The organism is Quatrionicoccus australiensis, assembly GCF_020510525.1.
GTDB classification, from domain to species: Bacteria; Pseudomonadota; Gammaproteobacteria; order Burkholderiales; family Rhodocyclaceae; genus Azonexus; species Azonexus australiensis_B.
Genome location: NZ_CP075188.1, coordinates 131,410 through 147,226, shown reverse-complemented (window position 1 = coordinate 147,226; position 15,817 = coordinate 131,410). Strand labels below are relative to the sequence as shown.

Annotated in this window: 15 protein-coding genes and 1 riboswitch; of the genes, 3 read left to right on the top strand and 12 right to left on the bottom strand. The window is 56.9% G+C overall.

Going from position 1 to position 15,817, the window contains the following annotated elements; translation table 11 throughout:
* Window positions 1–18: 18 nt before the first annotated feature.
* A complete protein-coding gene (gene polA / locus KI612_RS00700; protein WP_226441911.1) occupies window positions 19–2,745 on the top strand; it encodes a DNA polymerase I in 2,727 nt (908 codons plus the stop codon).
* A 213-nt stretch (window positions 2,746–2,958) separates the two neighbouring features.
* On the opposite strand, the gene KI612_RS00695 is transcribed toward polA, so the two are convergent.
* Window positions 2,959–3,567 (bottom strand): class I SAM-dependent methyltransferase, encoded by a 609-nt coding sequence (locus KI612_RS00695; RefSeq protein ID WP_226441910.1) that lies wholly within the window; start codon window positions 3,565–3,567, stop codon window positions 2,959–2,961.
* 117 nt (window positions 3,568–3,684) lie between these two features.
* Window positions 3,685–4,446 carry a glycosyltransferase family 2 protein gene (locus tag KI612_RS00690; RefSeq protein ID WP_226441909.1) on the bottom strand — a complete coding sequence of 254 codons (762 nt, stop codon included), beginning with the start codon at window positions 4,444–4,446 and terminating at the stop codon, window positions 3,685–3,687.
* A 106-nt stretch (window positions 4,447–4,552) separates the two neighbouring features.
* Between KI612_RS00690 and KI612_RS00685 the strand changes: the two genes are divergently transcribed.
* Both KI612_RS00685 and KI612_RS00680 read left to right on the top strand, forming a co-directional pair.
* Window positions 4,553–5,296: a hypothetical protein gene (locus KI612_RS00685; RefSeq protein ID WP_226441908.1), complete on the top strand. Its 744-nt coding sequence runs from the start codon at window positions 4,553–4,555 to the stop codon at window positions 5,294–5,296.
* 24 nt (window positions 5,297–5,320) lie between these two features.
* Window positions 5,321–6,364 (top strand): glycosyltransferase family 4 protein, encoded by a 1,044-nt coding sequence (locus KI612_RS00680; protein ID WP_226441907.1) that lies wholly within the window; start codon window positions 5,321–5,323, stop codon window positions 6,362–6,364.
* On the opposite strand, the gene KI612_RS00675 is transcribed toward KI612_RS00680, so the two are convergent.
* The 10 genes from KI612_RS00675 to cobT form a co-directional block, all read right to left on the bottom strand.
* A complete protein-coding gene (locus KI612_RS00675; RefSeq protein WP_226441906.1) occupies window positions 6,321–7,433 on the bottom strand; it encodes a glycosyltransferase family 4 protein in 1,113 nt (370 codons plus the stop codon). The two genes, KI612_RS00680 and KI612_RS00675, sit on opposite strands and share 44 nt — an antisense overlap.
* Before the next feature lie 35 nt (window positions 7,434–7,468).
* Complete coding sequence (locus tag KI612_RS00670; RefSeq protein WP_226441905.1) at window positions 7,469–8,395, bottom strand: glycosyltransferase family 9 protein; 927 nt, start codon at window positions 8,393–8,395, stop codon at window positions 7,469–7,471.
* Window positions 8,396–8,400: 5 nt separating this feature from the next.
* Complete coding sequence (msbA, locus tag KI612_RS00665; protein ID WP_226441904.1) at window positions 8,401–10,188, bottom strand: lipid A export permease/ATP-binding protein MsbA; 1,788 nt, start codon at window positions 10,186–10,188, stop codon at window positions 8,401–8,403.
* Window positions 10,189–10,325: 137 nt separating this feature from the next.
* The gene (locus KI612_RS00660; RefSeq protein WP_226441903.1) at window positions 10,326–11,480 is read right to left on the bottom strand and encodes a glycosyltransferase family 4 protein; all 1,155 of its coding nucleotides are present in this window, start codon (window positions 11,478–11,480) and stop codon (window positions 10,326–10,328) included.
* A 37-nt stretch (window positions 11,481–11,517) separates the two neighbouring features.
* Window positions 11,518–12,066: an alpha-ribazole phosphatase gene (cobC, locus tag KI612_RS00655; protein WP_226441902.1), complete on the bottom strand. Its 549-nt coding sequence runs from the start codon at window positions 12,064–12,066 to the stop codon at window positions 11,518–11,520.
* Window positions 12,047–12,505, bottom strand: coding sequence for a CopD family protein (locus tag KI612_RS00650; protein WP_226441901.1), 459 nt, complete (start codon window positions 12,503–12,505; stop codon window positions 12,047–12,049). Before KI612_RS00650 ends, cobC begins: the two co-directional genes overlap by 20 nt.
* Window positions 12,506–12,565: 60 nt before the next feature.
* The gene (locus KI612_RS00645) at window positions 12,566–12,952 is read right to left on the bottom strand and encodes a hypothetical protein (protein WP_226441900.1); all 387 of its coding nucleotides are present in this window, start codon (window positions 12,950–12,952) and stop codon (window positions 12,566–12,568) included.
* Between the two features lie 97 nt (window positions 12,953–13,049).
* Window positions 13,050–13,643 (bottom strand): DUF938 domain-containing protein, encoded by a 594-nt coding sequence (locus KI612_RS00640; protein WP_226441899.1) that lies wholly within the window; start codon window positions 13,641–13,643, stop codon window positions 13,050–13,052.
* A 56-nt stretch (window positions 13,644–13,699) separates the two neighbouring features.
* Window positions 13,700–14,461 (bottom strand): adenosylcobinamide-GDP ribazoletransferase, encoded by a 762-nt coding sequence (locus tag KI612_RS00635; RefSeq protein WP_226441898.1) that lies wholly within the window; start codon window positions 14,459–14,461, stop codon window positions 13,700–13,702.
* On the bottom strand, window positions 14,461–15,510 hold the full coding sequence (gene cobT / locus KI612_RS00630; RefSeq protein ID WP_226441897.1) for a nicotinate-nucleotide--dimethylbenzimidazole phosphoribosyltransferase: 1,050 nt from the start codon (window positions 15,508–15,510) through the stop codon (window positions 14,461–14,463). Before cobT ends, KI612_RS00635 begins: the two co-directional genes overlap by 1 nt.
* Window positions 15,511–15,593: 83 nt before the next feature.
* Window positions 15,594–15,779: riboswitch (cobalamin riboswitch) on the bottom strand.
* Between the last annotated feature and the right edge of the window lie 38 nt (window positions 15,780–15,817).

The following is a 15,817-nucleotide window of genomic DNA, read 5'->3' as shown; positions in this document are numbered from 1 at the left end:
CACTTTCCGTCACTTCTCATGCCTCTCTTGTTGTTGGTGGACGGTTCGTCCTACCTTTATCGTGCCTTCCACGCCCTGCCCGACCTGCGCAACCAGGCTGGCGAGCCGACGGGCGCCATCTACGGCGTTTTGAACATGCTACGTCGTCTGGAAAGCGACTACAAGGCCGACTACAAGGCCGTCGTCTTCGACGCCAAGGGCAAGACCTTCCGTGACGACTGGTATCCCGAATACAAGGCACACCGGCCACCGATGCCGCCCGAGATGGTCAGCCAGATCGAACCGCTGCACGCCGCCATCAAGGCCGCCGGCTGGCCGCTGCTGATGGTCGACGGCGTCGAGGCTGACGACGTGATCGGCACGCTGTCCACGCGCGCCACGGTCGACGGCCTGGAAACGCTGATTTCCACCGGCGACAAGGACCTGACCCAACTGGTCAATCCGCTGGTGCGCTGGTACAACACGATGAGCAACGAGCTGCTCGACGAGGCCGGCGTCGAAGCCAAGTTCGGCGTACCGCCGGGCAAGATCGTCGATTACCTGGCGCTGGTCGGCGATACCGTCGACGGCGTGCCCGGCGTTGCCAAGTGCGGCCCGAAGACGGCGCTGAAATGGCTGAACCAGTACGGCTCGCTCGATGCAATCGTTGCGCATGCCGACGAAATCGGCGGCGTGGTCGGCCAGAACCTGCGCGACCACCTCGCCTTCCTGCCGCTCGGCAAGAAACTGGTCACCGTGGCCTGCGATCTCTCCAACCTGCCGGCCCCCAGCCAGCTCACCGCGACGCCGCGCGACAACGACACCCTGCGCACGCTGTACACGCGCTACCAGTTCCGCAGCTGGCTCAGCGAAATCGACGGCGCCCAGGCCGGCGCCGCCCTGCCGGCGCGCACCTCGACGCCAGAAGAAGCCGCCCCGGCGGCAGCGGCATCGAGCATCGAAGTGAACTACGAGACGGTGTTCACCTGGGCGCAGCTTGAAGCCTGGCTGAAAAAGATCGAAAACGCGCCGTTGACCGCCCTGGATACCGAAACGACCAGCCTCGGTTCCTTCGAGGCACGCATCGTCGGCATCTCGCTGGCGGTGACGCCGGGCGAGGCCTGCTACATCCCGCTCGGCCACACCGCGCCGGGCGCGCCCGACCAATTGCCGCTGGACGAAGTGCTGGCCAAGCTGAAACCCTGGCTGGAAGCGGTCGACCGCAAGAAAGTGCTGCAAAACGCCAAGTATGACCAGCACGTCTTCGCCAATCACGACATCGCGCTGGCCGGCATCGCCCACGACACCATGCTGCAGAGCTACGTCATCGAGTCCGACAAGGGCCACGACCTCGGCCAGCTCTGCTCGCGCCACCTCGGGCTCGCCACCATCGCCTACGAAGACCTGTGCGGCAAGGGCGCCAAGCAGATCGGTTTCGACCAGGTCGATATCGAACGCGCCGCCACCTACGCCGCCGAAGATGCCGACGTGACGCTGCGCGTGCACAACGTGCTGCATCCGCAATTCGCCGGCGAACCCGGCCTGCACCGCATCTATCACGACATCGAAATGCCGGCCCGCCAGGTGATCTGGCAGATCGAACGCAACGGCATCCTGATCGACAGCGCCGTGCTGGCGCGGCAGAGCCACGAGATGGGCCAGAAGATCATGGCGCTCGAGGCACAGGCCTACGAACTCGCCGGCCAGCCCTTCAATCTCGCCTCACCCAAGCAGCTCGCCGAAATCCTGTTCGAGAAACAGGGCCTGCCGGTCAAGAAGAAAACACCCTCGGGCGGGCCGTCGACCGATGAGGAAGTGCTTTCCGAACTCGCCCTCGACTACCCGCTGCCCAAGCTGCTGCTCGAACACCGCAGCCTGTCCAAGCTCAAGGGCACCTACACCGACAAGCTGCCGCGCATGGTCAATCCGCAGACCGGCCGCGTCCATACGCACTTCTCGCAGGCCGCCGTAGTCACCGGGCGGCTCGCCTCGAGCGATCCCAACCTGCAGAACATCCCGGTGCGCAGCGAGGAAGGCCGCAAGATCCGCACTGCCTTCATCGCGCCGGCCGGCAGCAGCATCGTCTCGGCCGACTATTCGCAGATCGAGCTGCGCATCATGGCGCATCTCTCCGGCGACGAACGCCTGCTCGAGGCTTTTGCCCTCGGCGAAGACGTGCACCGGGCGACCGCCGCCGAGATTTTCGGCGTCGCCCTCGGCGAGGTCGGCCCCGACCAGCGCCGCGTCGCCAAGAGCATCAATTTCGGCCTGATCTACGGCATGAGCGCCTTCGGCCTGGCCCGCCAGCTCGACCTCGAACGCAGCGCGGCACAGACCTATATCGACCGCTATTTTGCGCGTTACCCCGGCGTCGCCCGCTACATGGAAGAAGCCCGCGAAATGGCGCGCCAGACCGGCTACGTCGAAACCGCCTTCGGCCGCCGCCTGTGGTTCCCGGATATCCGCTCGAGCAACGGCAACCGCCGCCAGGGCGCAGAACGCGCCGCGATCAACGCGCCGATGCAGGGCACCGCCGCCGACCTGATCAAGCTGGCGATGATCGCCGTGCAGGACTGGCTGAACGCCACCGCGCTGCAATCACGCCTCGTGTTGCAGGTGCATGACGAACTGGTGCTCGAAGTGCCCGACGCCGAGCTAAGTGAAGTCCGTACCCAACTGCCCGGCCTGATGTGCCAGGTCGCCGAACTGAAGGTGCCGCTACTCGTCGAAGTTGGCGTTGGGGCAAACTGGGAAGCGGCGCACTAGGCCAGCAGGCGCGCAAGGCTCCTTCCCGGAAACCCGTCGCCCATCAAGCTGCACTCGAATAAAAGCGACGAGGCGCGATAATGGCAATATTGCTTCCGGGAAAGCTGCCGGTATCGATCGACAAGCCTCAAAAGTCGAGCCAGTTTCTCAGGTCATCGCTCGACGATTTCCGAAAATCATATTTTCGGAATATGGATTCTAATGATTAACGCTCTATTTTTCCGGCCGCAGAACATACCTTATCTGGCGTGCATGAAACATGAACGCAAACCTTCTTTCGTAGGTATCTTGTGTTCCACTACTAAAATTAACGATGGTCTTTATGAATGGGTAGATTAATTTATCGAAAAACGAGGCCCTGTAAAACTCGATCCTTACCAAATCAACGCCAAACCTAGTATCCGAATAAAAAACCGGGACTTTCCTGACCTTGGGCTGTTTCGCTTTATCGACGAAATAATTCATGGTGTACAGGCCAAAAAATCGCACATGCGTCGGATCGGAAAATCCGTAAACATTCGAAAAGTGGGGAACCACTATTTCCACCCGTCCACCGGGCTTCACGATCCGATGAATTTCCTTCATCAGTTGCATGAACTTATCAACATGCTCAAAAGCATGACTGCTAAAAATACTATCGCAGCAATTGTCCGGAAACAAACTGAGAGGCTCATTCAGGTCGGCAACGACATCGACGCCGTCCATTTCCAAAATATCAACCCCGAAGAACCCGCTTCGCCGCTTCCCCCCGGACCCTAGCTCCAATTTAATTGCTTCGCCGCGGCTCAGACTAGCCTCAAGATCGGGATTCAATATTTTCATATTAACCAACTCAAATCAAAGTGTTAATAAAACGTTCAAGAAGCGAATTAAATTTCGTGCCCCAACCCGCAAAAGGACAAGATCAAGACAGGAAGATGACCAAACAATTGATAAACATCATTTAAGCGGCATATCCCGCTTTTTCGCCCAGGCTTTCAAATACTTCAAGAAAGAATACACAGCGGCATAACCTGCCGTGACAAGACCGATAGCTCCGTCTCGCCAGGCGCCTTTCCGGAAATACCATTTGGCAAATGCAAACAGAGGACTGAGAAAAACACTTGCAACACTTGCATCGATCGACTTGTTTTTAACCAAACGCGTCGTGTAACTATTGGCCTTGGAAAAAACCTCATCCAGAGAAAAAAAAGTGTCGTGCACTACTGCGCCGTGGATCAAAGCCACCGACGAAAATCCCATCGGCTTGTCATCAACAGGTTGGTCATTGAATCGAACCTTCTTTCTGTTGAATAAGCGAACAGGGTAGTCGGGTGATGAAACCGGATAAATAGCCCTTACTTTTTCACCCAGAACATGCCAGTATCGAGTGATGCGATACCCAACACCATCATCGATCAGGTCCGGTTTTAACGAGCAAATATTCGCAATCGAAACTTCATCAAGAAATTCATCGCTGTCCAAACACAGTACCCAGTCATGAGCGGCCAGACTGATTGCAAAGTTCATCTGCTTCGCGTGCGTTTCATAGACTTGAAAATGGGGAGATATTCCATGACTCTTCGAAATAGCATTGCTCTCATCCGTGCTCCCCGAGTCAACCACAACAATCTCGTCTGCTATGGATAGGACAGGACGCAAACATCGCTCCAGTGTTCTGCCTGAATTAAAAGTTAGAATACAAACCGAGAGTTTTGACATATACAATAATCTAAAATTAATAAATACATTACCTTAGACAAAGCAATGCAGTTTGACACGAATGGAATTCCGGAAGAAAATAATCGCCATACACAAGGCACTTTAAATGCAATGCCATACGAAATATTTTATTTCGGCACCCGGAAAATCAAAAACACTTGGACAATTCAATAATATCATGAATCAGAAAAAGAGCTCTTTATTGTTCGACTTTAACAAAAAACCGGTCTTTGCACTAGGATCAGCTCCCGGCGCATCTCCCCCCCCGGGAAAGAAGGAAGACTGGGAAGTCATAACAATAAATGGATCCCAAGCCAGCTTAGAAAAGCTGGGATTGGAAACAACACCAACCGCAACCATATTCAATACATCTTTGATCAAGACCAAATACAATGTCAACGTAGCAGCCAGAAAAGTGCTACGCGGATGTCGTACCGAAAATCTTGTAGTACTCAGCGGAAGCACCAGTTTTCGGAAAAAACTTCATGTCATTTTCCGACTTCTCATGCTGAACTATCGATATAAAACGCTATCGATTCTCAGCACTTCCGATAGAATTTCCATCATGGAAGACATTCTCCGCATGAAGCTTCCCGAGAGAGAGCAACAACCTTCGAACGGGATATTCACCGTTCTTCTGGCACTGCATCTCGGTGCCGAAAGAGTGTTGATGAGCGGCTTTTCGTTAAGCAAACAAGGACATGCTTACAACAACCTAAATTTCAAAAGGGCGCATACCACCGGGGATCTGTTGACGTTACGCAGGGCTGTTGAAGTAGGACTTCCGATTTTTACGAATGATGAGGAGTTCTCGAAAGAAAGCGGCATTCCTTTAATAGAAAACGTTTGAACAGCAAAAATAGTCGAGCAAAAAATGACCCAAAAGCCACTAATTCTCTGGTTAACAAAAGACAATAATGCGAACCTGCCGAGCCTTCGCCTCAGAATTATAAAACTTGAGCCATATATTGCAGAAAAATTTCGGCAATTACGTACCCCTGCTCCTCTTGGCATCATTCAACTATTCAAAACAATCCCTCTGATCAGAAAAGCAGACATCGTAATAATACAAAAACAGCTGCTATCACCACTGCTATTATTGATCATAAGGGCAGTTGCCAAAAAACTTTACTTCGATTTTGACGACTCGGTCCACATCCGCCATACGAAAAATGGGGACTACAAGGTATCGAGAAAATGCAGGAGTCGATTCAAATTTGTTTGCAGCATAGTTGATGCGGCAATAGCGGGAAACTCCTTCTTGAAGGAAAAGGCCGAAGAATATGGTGCAAAAAAAGTATTCATACTACCGACCGCCCTGGCGATCCAGTCCCCCCCCGGCCAGGAAACCAACAACGAAACGATTACCTTAGGCTGGATAGGAACGGCGGCAAATCTGCCCTACCTCGAAGAGATGGAACCCATTTTTTTAAAGCTGATGTCGGAACACAAAAAATTCCAGCTTTCCATCATGTGCGACAAGCCGCCAAAACTTGAATCATTCACAGAGTTCAAATTTACCAAATGGTCTGCCGCAGCCGAGATGGAATTCTTGAATCAAATTGATATCGGATTGATGCCGCTGGCGGATAACGAACACACCAGGGGCAAATGCGCTTACAAAGCCTTGCAATACATGAGTTTCGGAAAGCCTGTCGTGGTCAGTGACGTGGGCATCAATGCACAGTGGACACACGGAGCTGGCTACGCGACAAAAAATAACGAGGAAATGGTCGAGGCAATAAATAAATTAATGGCTTCGGAAAAAACCAGAAGGGAACTGGGAGAAGAGGGAAAACGAATAGTCGATCAATACTTTTCCGAACAGGTCATTTCCCAGCGGCTGATAAACATACTCGAGACACCGGAAAGAACTAACCCTGATTTTCCTTTATTACCGACACAAAGCGCTCTCTGAAAATAGGCCAGGTCAAATTGTCTTCCACAAACTTGCGGGATTTCTTCGCCATTTCGCACCGAGCTACAGGATTGTCCGCCAAATATCGAATCAATTCGGACATCCGGGCAACATCATCCCTGCTCACAAAATAGCCGGTTTCTCCTTCCAGCACAGGGAAACCGGACTCAGGCGTTGTGATTGTCACCAGGCCACAGGCGGCTCCCTCGACTAAGCTTTTTGCCATTCCCTCATGTCGGGTAGGCAATATCTGGACATGGCATTGTTTAATGTATTTTTCAGGACTGTTGGAGAACCCCTTCAAGAACACGCCATCCGGGAGATCTTTCGATAAATCAAGCCCGAAATCATTAAGCAGGTGGCCAATAATCCAGAATTCGCCATTCTTTACAGCGGCACGCCGCCATGCCTCAAGCGCCTGAACGATACCTTTTCGATCGCAGACCAGACCAAAGAAAACGAGACGAAATGGCTCTCCAGCGGTAGTTTCCGGGGAGAAACGTTGGATATCGGCCCCTCTTCCAATATTAAAAACCACGTCGGGAGAAAAACCTGCAGATATATATGAATTCCTTGCGTAGTCGGACGGAGTCAACAGAAAATCAGCGCGTTTGCGCTCTTCTTCGGCATATTTTTCGTTAACGGATGGCCAGAGAAATATTTCTTGGCTCGCCCCCGGCTTGCGCTCTGCATAACTCGCGGGACAATTCAAAAATGTTTTTACGCCTTTTCCATTAGCCACACCAAATAAATATTTACTCTGGTGGGCCCAGGAAATCACCATATCAAAATCACTTACTCGCAGCAGCAAGCCTCCCAAAAAAGAGAAAAATCGATGCTGGGCATTGTAATAATATTTGGATCTTAGCGAAGAAAAAACATGTGCGGGAGTTACCTTTAATGAAACATTCCGCACCAAGGGATGTTCGTAAACACCACGAGAAACAAATGTGACTTTATAACCCGATTCAACCAAGGCCTGTAGTTGTTGTCTTACAACCAAGTCCAAACCGCCGGCTTTTGCTCTAGCTTTTCCGCTATATACATAAAGTACATTTTTTGGTTTCATTAATGCAATAGTTCCAATTCTTTAAATGCCCATCGTTAATTATTCATTAATAGCAAAGATGCAGAAACAACCGAGTCTACCGAAATAAAGGATGTTGAAGGCTTGGGTTCGCTACTGTATTTGCGCGCATCAATTGCAATCGCCCCCTGCGTTGGGCAATGCCAATGTAATGGATTGCTCGGCCCAAACAAAGTTACACAGGGAATTCCGAATGCAGATGCGATATGTGAGGACGATCCATCAATACACAACAAGACCTTGGCATTTGCAATTACGGAGAGATATTGCGACAAACTGGTACGGCCATTGATGTCGATGATTTCAACATCGACCGAATTCACGATGGTCTGAATATATTGCTTTTCCCACTCAGCCCCTCCGCCTGTTATGACAAACGGCCCCCACCCTTGGCGGGACAGTTCATTGATCGTCGCAACCCAACGTTCCGCCAGCCAGGACTTCCGTTGCCAGGCCGAGGTCAGATGCAATAAAACGTAATTTTCCGGAAGCGATTGAGGGTGCCAGTCGCCTGGGGGGCGAGACAACTTCGGAGGACGAAAAGCCATCTTCGATTCGCACGGCATTACATCAAAGAAGTACTCGGCCCGATAATATCGGGAGTCGCTTGCAACGCGGCGCTGAGTCGGGAAAAACAAGGCGTGCCACGCCTTGAGGTGTTTTTTTTGGGAAACGATCAAACGCTTTTCCCGAGCCCAGGTGGTCAGTGACAGCAAGCATCCTCGTGAACGCGGATCAAAAGAAACGACCTGGGAAGCCTGTCGGAAAATCCCATTTGGAATCGGCTCGACACTGTCCATCAATTGGATCATTGGCGAAAATCCCGGACGCGTGGCGAGCGTGACACTCCCTCCCGCCCAGGAAGCCAATTTGGCAAGCGCAGGCTCGAGTAGCAAGACATCACCAAGCTGTTTGTGATAAATCACCAACGGTGGCTTGTACATCAATATCAGTCCAACAGGGATTGCGTGCCGAGCAGACGGGCGTAAACGCCGTTTGCCTTCGTGAGATCGGCATGAGTTCCCGACTCCACGATCTGCCCTTGCTGCATGACAACAATCAGATTGGCTTTTTCTATGGTCGACAATCGGTGGGCAATGACCAGTGTCGTTCGATTTTCCATGAGATGCTCGAGAGCTTCCTGGACTATCCGCTCCGATTCGTTATCCAGCGCCGAGGTCGCTTCGTCCAGAATCAGGATCGGAGCGTCCTTGAGCATGGCTCGGGCAATTGCGAGACGCTGTCGTTGACCGCCGGAAAGACGGCAACCGTTCTCACCGATGACGGTATCAAATCCGTTTGGTAGCGCGTGAATAAATTCGAGCGCATTGGCGGCGGCGGCAGCAGCCTCAATCGCTTCGGCGGAAGCATTTGCCATCGCACCATAAGCAATGTTTGCGCGAATTGAATCATTGAATAACAAGGTTTCCTGGGAAACGATCGCAATTTGCGAACGCAGGCTTGCCAGGGTCAAATTCCGACAGTCGATATCATCGATCAACAGATTTCCCTGAGTCGGGGAATGGAAACGTGGCAAGAGGCTTGCCAAGGTTGTTTTACCACTCCCCGAGGAGCCGACCAGAGCAACTGTCTGGCCAGGTTCGATGACAAGATTGATGTCGGATAAAGCATCATTCTCGCTTCCGGGATAGCGAAAATGAAGAGAGCGCAGCTCAATGCGGCCTTTGGCCCGGTCAATTGCAATAGTTCCCGGGTCTGGCTCGCGATGGGTGTCGAGCAACTGAAAAATACTTTCGGCAGCGGCCAAACCACGTTGCAGGGGACCATTGACCCCTGCGAGGGCCCTCAGGGGCGCCTGGAGCATGAGCATGGCCGTGATGAATGATACGAAAGAGCCAACCGTTGTCGCGCCATCCTGAGCCTGCGTCAATGCCATGAATATAACGACAGCAATGGCAATGGTGACAAAAAAATGTACGAGAGGCGTTCCTGCCGAGGCAGCAACCGCCGTTCGGGTCGCATATCCGCGCATGGCATCGTTGACCCGAGAAAAATGCGCGGCACTTTGCTTCTCTCCACCGAAAACCTTGAGTACTTTCTGGCAAAGGATTGCTTCCTGAACGCTTTGCGTCATCGTGGCAAGGCCGACCTGTGATGCTCGACTCATATTCCTGAGTCGTCGGCCGATGAGTTTGGTTACCCAAGCGATAAACGGAGCCACCGTTAGCGTGACCAGCGTAAGTTGCCAATTCAAGTACACCAGCCAGGCCATCAGGCCGACAAAAGACAATGATTCGCGAACGATAGTCACGCCGACGGTAGTCGCGGCATTGCCAATACTATTTACGTCATTGGTGATTCTGGTGATATTGCGCGCCGAAGCATTTTGCTCAAAAAAGCTCATGGGCAAACAGACAAGATGTTCGAACATCTGCTGGCGCAAATTATTTACCAAACGAATCTGGACCCATGACATCGCGTAGCCGGCACAGAAGGTCACAATCCCGCGAAAAGTCATCACTAGCAAGATGACCGTCGGAATAATCCATGGCGACTGACCAAGCAGGGTGTCCGTTGTATCCCCATTGCCCTTGGGGCGAAATCCGTTATCGAGCAGGGGCTTCATCAGGGCAGGCAAGAACGGCTCGACTGCCGCAGCCAGCGCGCTAAGAAACAGCCCAAGCAACAACATCTTCCAATGAGGACGGACGAAAACCATGAGCCGACGATACAGGGTCCGACTATTAAGTACCCCTACATGTTTGTCTGACTTCATAGAACGCTGCATCCTGTCATAGAATAAGAGTTGAGGCAGTAAGCCCTGCCAAGATACTCGGCATCAGCTGAGCCGGATACGGCTACAGCATCGAAGCAAGGCCGCATGACCGAGGATCCAAAAGGTGGGCATTATACCTATCCCCCCGAGGCCGAATTGAGTTGCGCATAGAGGCCAAGCAATCGTTCGGCCATCGCCGGCAGGGTCAGGGCCTCGACTGCCCGGCGGGCGGCGGAACGGGCCTCGGCATTGCCGGCCAGCGCGGCCAGATCAGCCAGTCGCGCCGCCAGCCCCTTCGCATCAAGTGCATCGACCACCCAGCCGTTTTGCCCATCGACCACCCATTCACGCGCCCCGCAACTGGTCGAGGTCACGACCGGCAGGCCGCAAGCCATCGCCTCAAGCACCGCGTTCGGACAGGGATCGTAGAGGGTGGGCAGGACAAAACCATCGGCCGCGCCGTACCAGGGGCGGACATCCTTGAGCGCACCGAGGACATGCACACGCCCGGCCAGACCGCGCCGTTCAACTTCGCGCCGCGTCGCCTTGAGCTTGCGATCAGCGCCGACAATGACCAGATGCGCCGTTTGTCCGGGCTGTGCGGCAAAGGCCGCCAGCAGTTGCGGCACGCCCTTGCGCTCGAAACCGCTGCCGACGTAGAGCAACAGGGGCGCGGTTTCCGGAATCCCGAACTCGCGGCGCGTCGACGCGCGAAACTCGTCGGCCAGGCCCGGATGAAAAACCGTCGTATCGACCCCGTTGTAGATCACATGCAGCTTGCAGCGGTCGACCCCGTAAAAATGCACGATTTCATCGGCCACCATCTGCGAGTTGCAGATCACGGCACGCAGCGCCGGGTGTTCAAACATCGCCTTTTCAGCCGTCAGGATGTAGCGATGGAAACCGGAAAACCCCTGCGCCAGCCGTTGCAGCGGCCCGAGAATGCGCGCCCGGTGTGCCAGCCAGGCAGCATGCACGCCGTCGCCGGCGCGAAAGATCATGCAGCCGGGAATGCGTTCGTGCGACTGGGTGATGTCGTAGCCGCCCTGCGCCATTTCCTGCTGCACGCACGCGGCAAAGGAGCGGTCGCGCGCGGCACGTCCGCCGAACAGCCGGGAATACGGCGGATCGCAGGTCACCTGGCGAAAACCTGCGGCCGGTGCGCCATCCCAGTTGCGGGTGATCAGGCTGACCTCGGCCCCCTGCCCGGCCAGCGCCCCCAAAGCCCGTTCGACGAAACGCTCGGCTCCGCCGAAAGGGTTGTAACGCTGACGAATGATGGCAATTTTCATGGCCGCCATTTTAGTGCCCGGCCCCGCTTTTGTCGCACTAAGAGCCAAGCACCAACCGCGTACACGACCCGTAGGCAAAGGAAAGTTCGGTCCAGCGAGAAGCCGGCAGGCCCTGCCAGGCGGCCAGCAAAACGCGGATCACCCCGGCGTGGGTAACAATCACCGCCTCCGGCTCGCGCAAGTCGGCCACGAAGGCCAGCGCCCTTTGCTGCAACTGGCGCGGCGACTCGCCGCCGGGCGGGGCGTAACCGGCGACATCGGCGGCCCAGGCATCGAGTTCGGTGCGCGGGATCGCATCCCAGGCCAGCCCTTCCCAGGCGCCGAAATCCATCTCGGCCAGACGTTCGTCGAGTATCGGCTGCGGATGCAGCAAACCGGCCAGTTCGCGGCAACGGCGTAGCGGGCTGCTCCAGACCGGCAGCCCCGGCGGCAATTCGGCACGCAAACGGGCGGCGACCTCGGCGGCATTTTCGGCCGCCAGATCGAGTCGACCGTAGCAGATGCCCGCTTCGACCACCGGCTGGGGATGGCGGATCAGATGCAGGATCATGGCGTGGCAACAGCGCTCATGGAACCAGGTAGGCACCCAGCGTCGCCACCGCCAGGGTCAGCCCGCCGAGCAGCAGGTTGGTCGCCACCAGCAGGCGGATCCGGTTCATCGCCGCCCCTGCCGCCGGCCAGTCGGCCGCCGCGACGCCGGCCCGCAGGCGCGGATAACCGCGGAAATAGATCACGGCAAAGATTCCGGCCATCAGCAAGCCGAGACCCGACATCGCATGCCAGTGCAGCGGCACCAGCGCAAAACCGGTCAGTTTGAGACTGGCGAAACCCGAGGCCAGGATGACGGCAACCGCCAGCGCCACGACCACGAAAAACCGCCCGAGCACCGCCGACAGCAAGGGCAGACGCTGGGCCGGCGGCAATTGTTCGGCAGCGACCGGACGCAGGCAGAAATGCGCGAAAAACATGCCGCCCACCCAGATGATGACGCCGGCGAGATGCAGGAAAAGCAGGAAGGAACGCATGGGGACAACCTCGGAACAGGACGGACCTATCTTACCGGGTTAAAGCGTGCCCGTTCCGTCTCAGGCTGCGCCGGACCAGGCGAGCAGTTGCGCGAAGCGATCGTCCGTATCGTCGACCAGCAGCGGTGCGGCATAACCGTCGGCATCGGCGATGCCCAGGCAGAAGGCGGCGGCTTCGGCCGGCGTGGCGAAAGCCTGTTCGGCAACCCGGAGCAGGCCTTCGATCTCGGGGTCTTCCGAGCGATGGCTGTGGATGACCTTGCTGCCCACCACCCTGATCTCTTCGAGCCGGTCATATTCATCGTCGATGGCGTCGATCCCGTCTTCGTAGGCCCGCACCTCGGCCGCACTGGCAAACTCGCGCACGAGAATGTTTTCCGGACGGCGCCCCTGGCGAAAATCGATGATGTCGTACTGGGTAGGCAGAATACAAACACGGATGCTCATCGCGTCTCTCTGGTCAGGGCGGGCGCCTGCATGATCGCCCGGCAAGGATTGCACGAGCGGCGGATCGTGCCGCAATTCGCATGGCATAGCAAGCCGGTCATTGCGATGCTTGCCAGACCAGACAGCGGTTGTTCGACGGCATGGCCCGGTCCTCGAGCAGTTCCAGGCCCGCCGCCTGCGCCAGTGCATGCACCCGTTCAAAATCGCGGATGCCCTGATGCGGCGCCTTTTCCTTGAGCCAGCGGTCGAATGCAGCGTTGCTGTCACTGCTGAATTGGCCACCGTAGTTGAAGGGGCCGTAGATGACCAGTCTGGCATTGGCAACAAGCACATCGGGCAGCCTGGCGAACAGGCACTCGACGGCGGACCAGGGCATGATGTGCAAGGTGTTGGCCGAGAACACCGCATCGTGCCGCTGTTCCGGCCAGGCCGCCGTGACGTCGAGTTCGAGCGGCAAGACGGTGTTGGGCAGCGCCGCCTCCTGCAGCCAGGCAGTGATGCCGGGCAGGTTTTCAGCGCGGTCGGAAGTTTGCCAGCGCAGATGCGGCAAATGTTCGGCAAAGAAGATCGCATGCTGCCCGGTGCCGCTGCCGATTTCCAGCACATGGCGGCGGTCGGCGAAATGCTCGCGCAGCACCTCGAGGATGGGTTCGCGATTCTTCTCGCAGGAAGGGGCGATCGGCTTTTCCATGGTGCTCCCGGATCGATGAATCGCCATGATCGGCCAAGCCGGCGCAGGCGGCAAATTTACCCGGGCAACTGGGCGAGCAAGCCGAGGTAGAAAGCGATTTCGGCAACTTGCTGCGTCGCTCCCAGGCAATCGCCGGTATAGCCGCCCAGCCAGCGCTTGAACTTGGCAGCCAGCCAGACGGTGCCCAATGCCGCCAACGCGCAGCCGGCCACGGCCTTTGCGATGGGCAAGCCGGCCAGCGCCGTCAGCACAAAAAGCCATGAAAACAGCAGTTGACCGATGGACAGTCGCGTCGCCAGCGGTTTGGCCTTGGACTGCAGGTCTTCGCGCACGTAATCCATACCCGCCAGCAGCGTGACTGCACAAAAGCGCGACAGCACATGACCGGCAAGCAGCGCCCACGGCACCAGCGTGCTGTCGAGCGCCGCAAGCAGCGTGAATTTGCCGAGCAGGGCCAGCACCGTGGCGACCACGCCGTAACTGCCGACCCGCGAGTCCTTCATGATCTCGAGGATGCGCGCCTTGTCCCAGCCGCCACCCAGGCCATCCACGGTGTCGGCGAGACCGTCCTCGTGGAAGGCGCCGGTGGCATGGAGCGTTGCGACCATCGACAACAGCACGGCGACCGGCTGCGGCCAGAGTTGCAGTGCCGCGAGATAGACCAGCGCGCCGATCCCGCCGATCACCAGGCCGACCGCCGGGAACCAGCGCGCCGAGCGGTTCAGCGCTTCCGCCGAATGTCCGACCCAGGCCGGCACCGGCAAGCGTGTGAAGAAGCGGATGGCGCCGAAGAAATACTCCAGCTCGCGGCGCAGCATCAGTCTTTATCCGACACACCGGCCGATTCGAAGCTGGCCATTTCATTGAGGAAATTGACTGCGGCCAGCACCAGCGGATAGGCCAGGGCGGCACCGGTGCCTTCGCCCAGGCGCAAACCAAGGTCGAGCAGCGGTTCGGCGCCCAGCGCCTGCAGTTGCGCCGCGTGGCCCGGTTCGGCCGAGCGGTGGCAGAAGACGCAGTAATCGGCGACCGCCGGCACCAGACGAATCGCAGTCAGCGCCGCGGCGCCGACGATGAAACCGTCGATCAGCATGGTCATCTTCGCTTCCGCCGCGCCGAGCATGGCGCCGACCATCATGGCGATCTCGAAGCCGCCGAATTCGGCGAGCACGCGCGCCGGATCGTTGTCGCCACCGGCGGCGCGGTAGCGCTGCAAGGCCTGTTCGAGCAAGCCCTGCTTGCGCGCCAGACCGGCATCGTCGAGGCCGGTGCCACGCCCGACGCAATCGGCCAGCGTGGCGCCGGTCAGGCAATGCGTGATCAGGGACGCGGCCGCCGTATTGCCGATGCCCATTTCGCCGAAACCAACCAGGTTGCAACCGTTCAGCGACAGGTTGCGGCAGAACTCGCCGCCGCGCTCGATCGCGGTGGCGCATTGTTCGGCGCTCATCGCCGGTTCTTCCAGGTAATTGGCGGTGCCGGACGCTACCTTGGCGTTGATCAGGCCGGGGCGCTTGCCGAAGTCATGCGCGACGCCGGCGTCGATGATCGCCAGATGCAGGTCGTTCTGACGCGCAAAGGCATTGATCGCGGCACCGCCGGCAAGGAAATTCTCGACCATCTGCCAGGTCACGTCCTGCGGGTAGGCCGAGACACCAGCCCTGGCCGCGCCGTGGTCGCCGGCAAAGACCAGCATGTAGGGCTGGCCGAATTCCGGGTCGAGGCGCTGCTGGATCAGGCCGACCTTTTTGGCCACCGTTTCGAGTTGACCGAGCGCGCCGCGCGGCTTGGTCTTCTGGTCGATCTTGTGCTGCAGGGCAGCGGCCAGCCCCTGATCCGGGGCGCTGATGTTGAATTTTGAATGCATCCGATTCTTCCTGTTCGAAAAAGCAAAAAGGGCCTCGCCGCCGCGCTCTTGCGAACGCAACGACGAAACCCTGTCCACAGGTTTCCGGCCCGAACAATCCGATACGTCTTCTGGCTTCCGGATCGGCCGAATGCCGCGCCTTCCCGCCGGGTCTGTTTCCCCATGCAGTGGCATCGTGCGGCAGTCGTCCCCGGTTACAGCGGCGGGCCCGCCCCGGATTCGCACCGGGTTCCGTTTCATCGGATCGGGGCGGATTATCCGGCTTGCCGGGACGCCGTGCAATCACCTAAAGTGCCGGCTGATCCTT

Excerpts from the sequence above, each read along its gene's own strand:
- KI612_RS00645 (WP_226441900.1), bottom strand. The coding sequence starts at position 12,952 with ATGAGCATCCGTGTTTGTATTCTGCCTACCCAGTACGACATCATCGAT.
- msbA (WP_226441904.1), bottom strand. The coding sequence starts at position 10,188 with ATGAAGTCAGACAAACATGTAGGGGTACTTAATAGTCGGACCCTGTAT.
- KI612_RS00650 (WP_226441901.1), bottom strand. The coding sequence starts at position 12,505 with ATGCGTTCCTTCCTGCTTTTCCTGCATCTCGCCGGCGTCATCATCTGG.
- KI612_RS00690 (WP_226441909.1), bottom strand. The coding sequence starts at position 4,446 with ATGTCAAAACTCTCGGTTTGTATTCTAACTTTTAATTCAGGCAGAACA.
- KI612_RS00635 (WP_226441898.1), bottom strand. The coding sequence starts at position 14,461 with ATGCTGCGCCGCGAGCTGGAGTATTTCTTCGGCGCCATCCGCTTCTTC.
- KI612_RS00685 (WP_226441908.1), top strand. The coding sequence starts at position 4,553 with ATGCAATGCCATACGAAATATTTTATTTCGGCACCCGGAAAATCAAAA.
- KI612_RS00660 (WP_226441903.1), bottom strand. The coding sequence starts at position 11,480 with ATGAAAATTGCCATCATTCGTCAGCGTTACAACCCTTTCGGCGGAGCC.
- KI612_RS00680 (WP_226441907.1), top strand. The coding sequence starts at position 5,321 with ATGACCCAAAAGCCACTAATTCTCTGGTTAACAAAAGACAATAATGCG.
- KI612_RS00675 (WP_226441906.1), bottom strand. The coding sequence starts at position 7,433 with ATGAAACCAAAAAATGTACTTTATGTATATAGCGGAAAAGCTAGAGCA.
- cobT (WP_226441897.1), bottom strand. The coding sequence starts at position 15,510 with ATGCATTCAAAATTCAACATCAGCGCCCCGGATCAGGGGCTGGCCGCT.
- KI612_RS00640 (WP_226441899.1), bottom strand. The coding sequence starts at position 13,643 with ATGGAAAAGCCGATCGCCCCTTCCTGCGAGAAGAATCGCGAACCCATC.
- KI612_RS00695 (WP_226441910.1), bottom strand. The coding sequence starts at position 3,567 with ATGAAAATATTGAATCCCGATCTTGAGGCTAGTCTGAGCCGCGGCGAA.
- KI612_RS00670 (WP_226441905.1), bottom strand. The coding sequence starts at position 8,395 with ATGTACAAGCCACCGTTGGTGATTTATCACAAACAGCTTGGTGATGTC.
- polA (WP_226441911.1), top strand. The coding sequence starts at position 19 with ATGCCTCTCTTGTTGTTGGTGGACGGTTCGTCCTACCTTTATCGTGCC.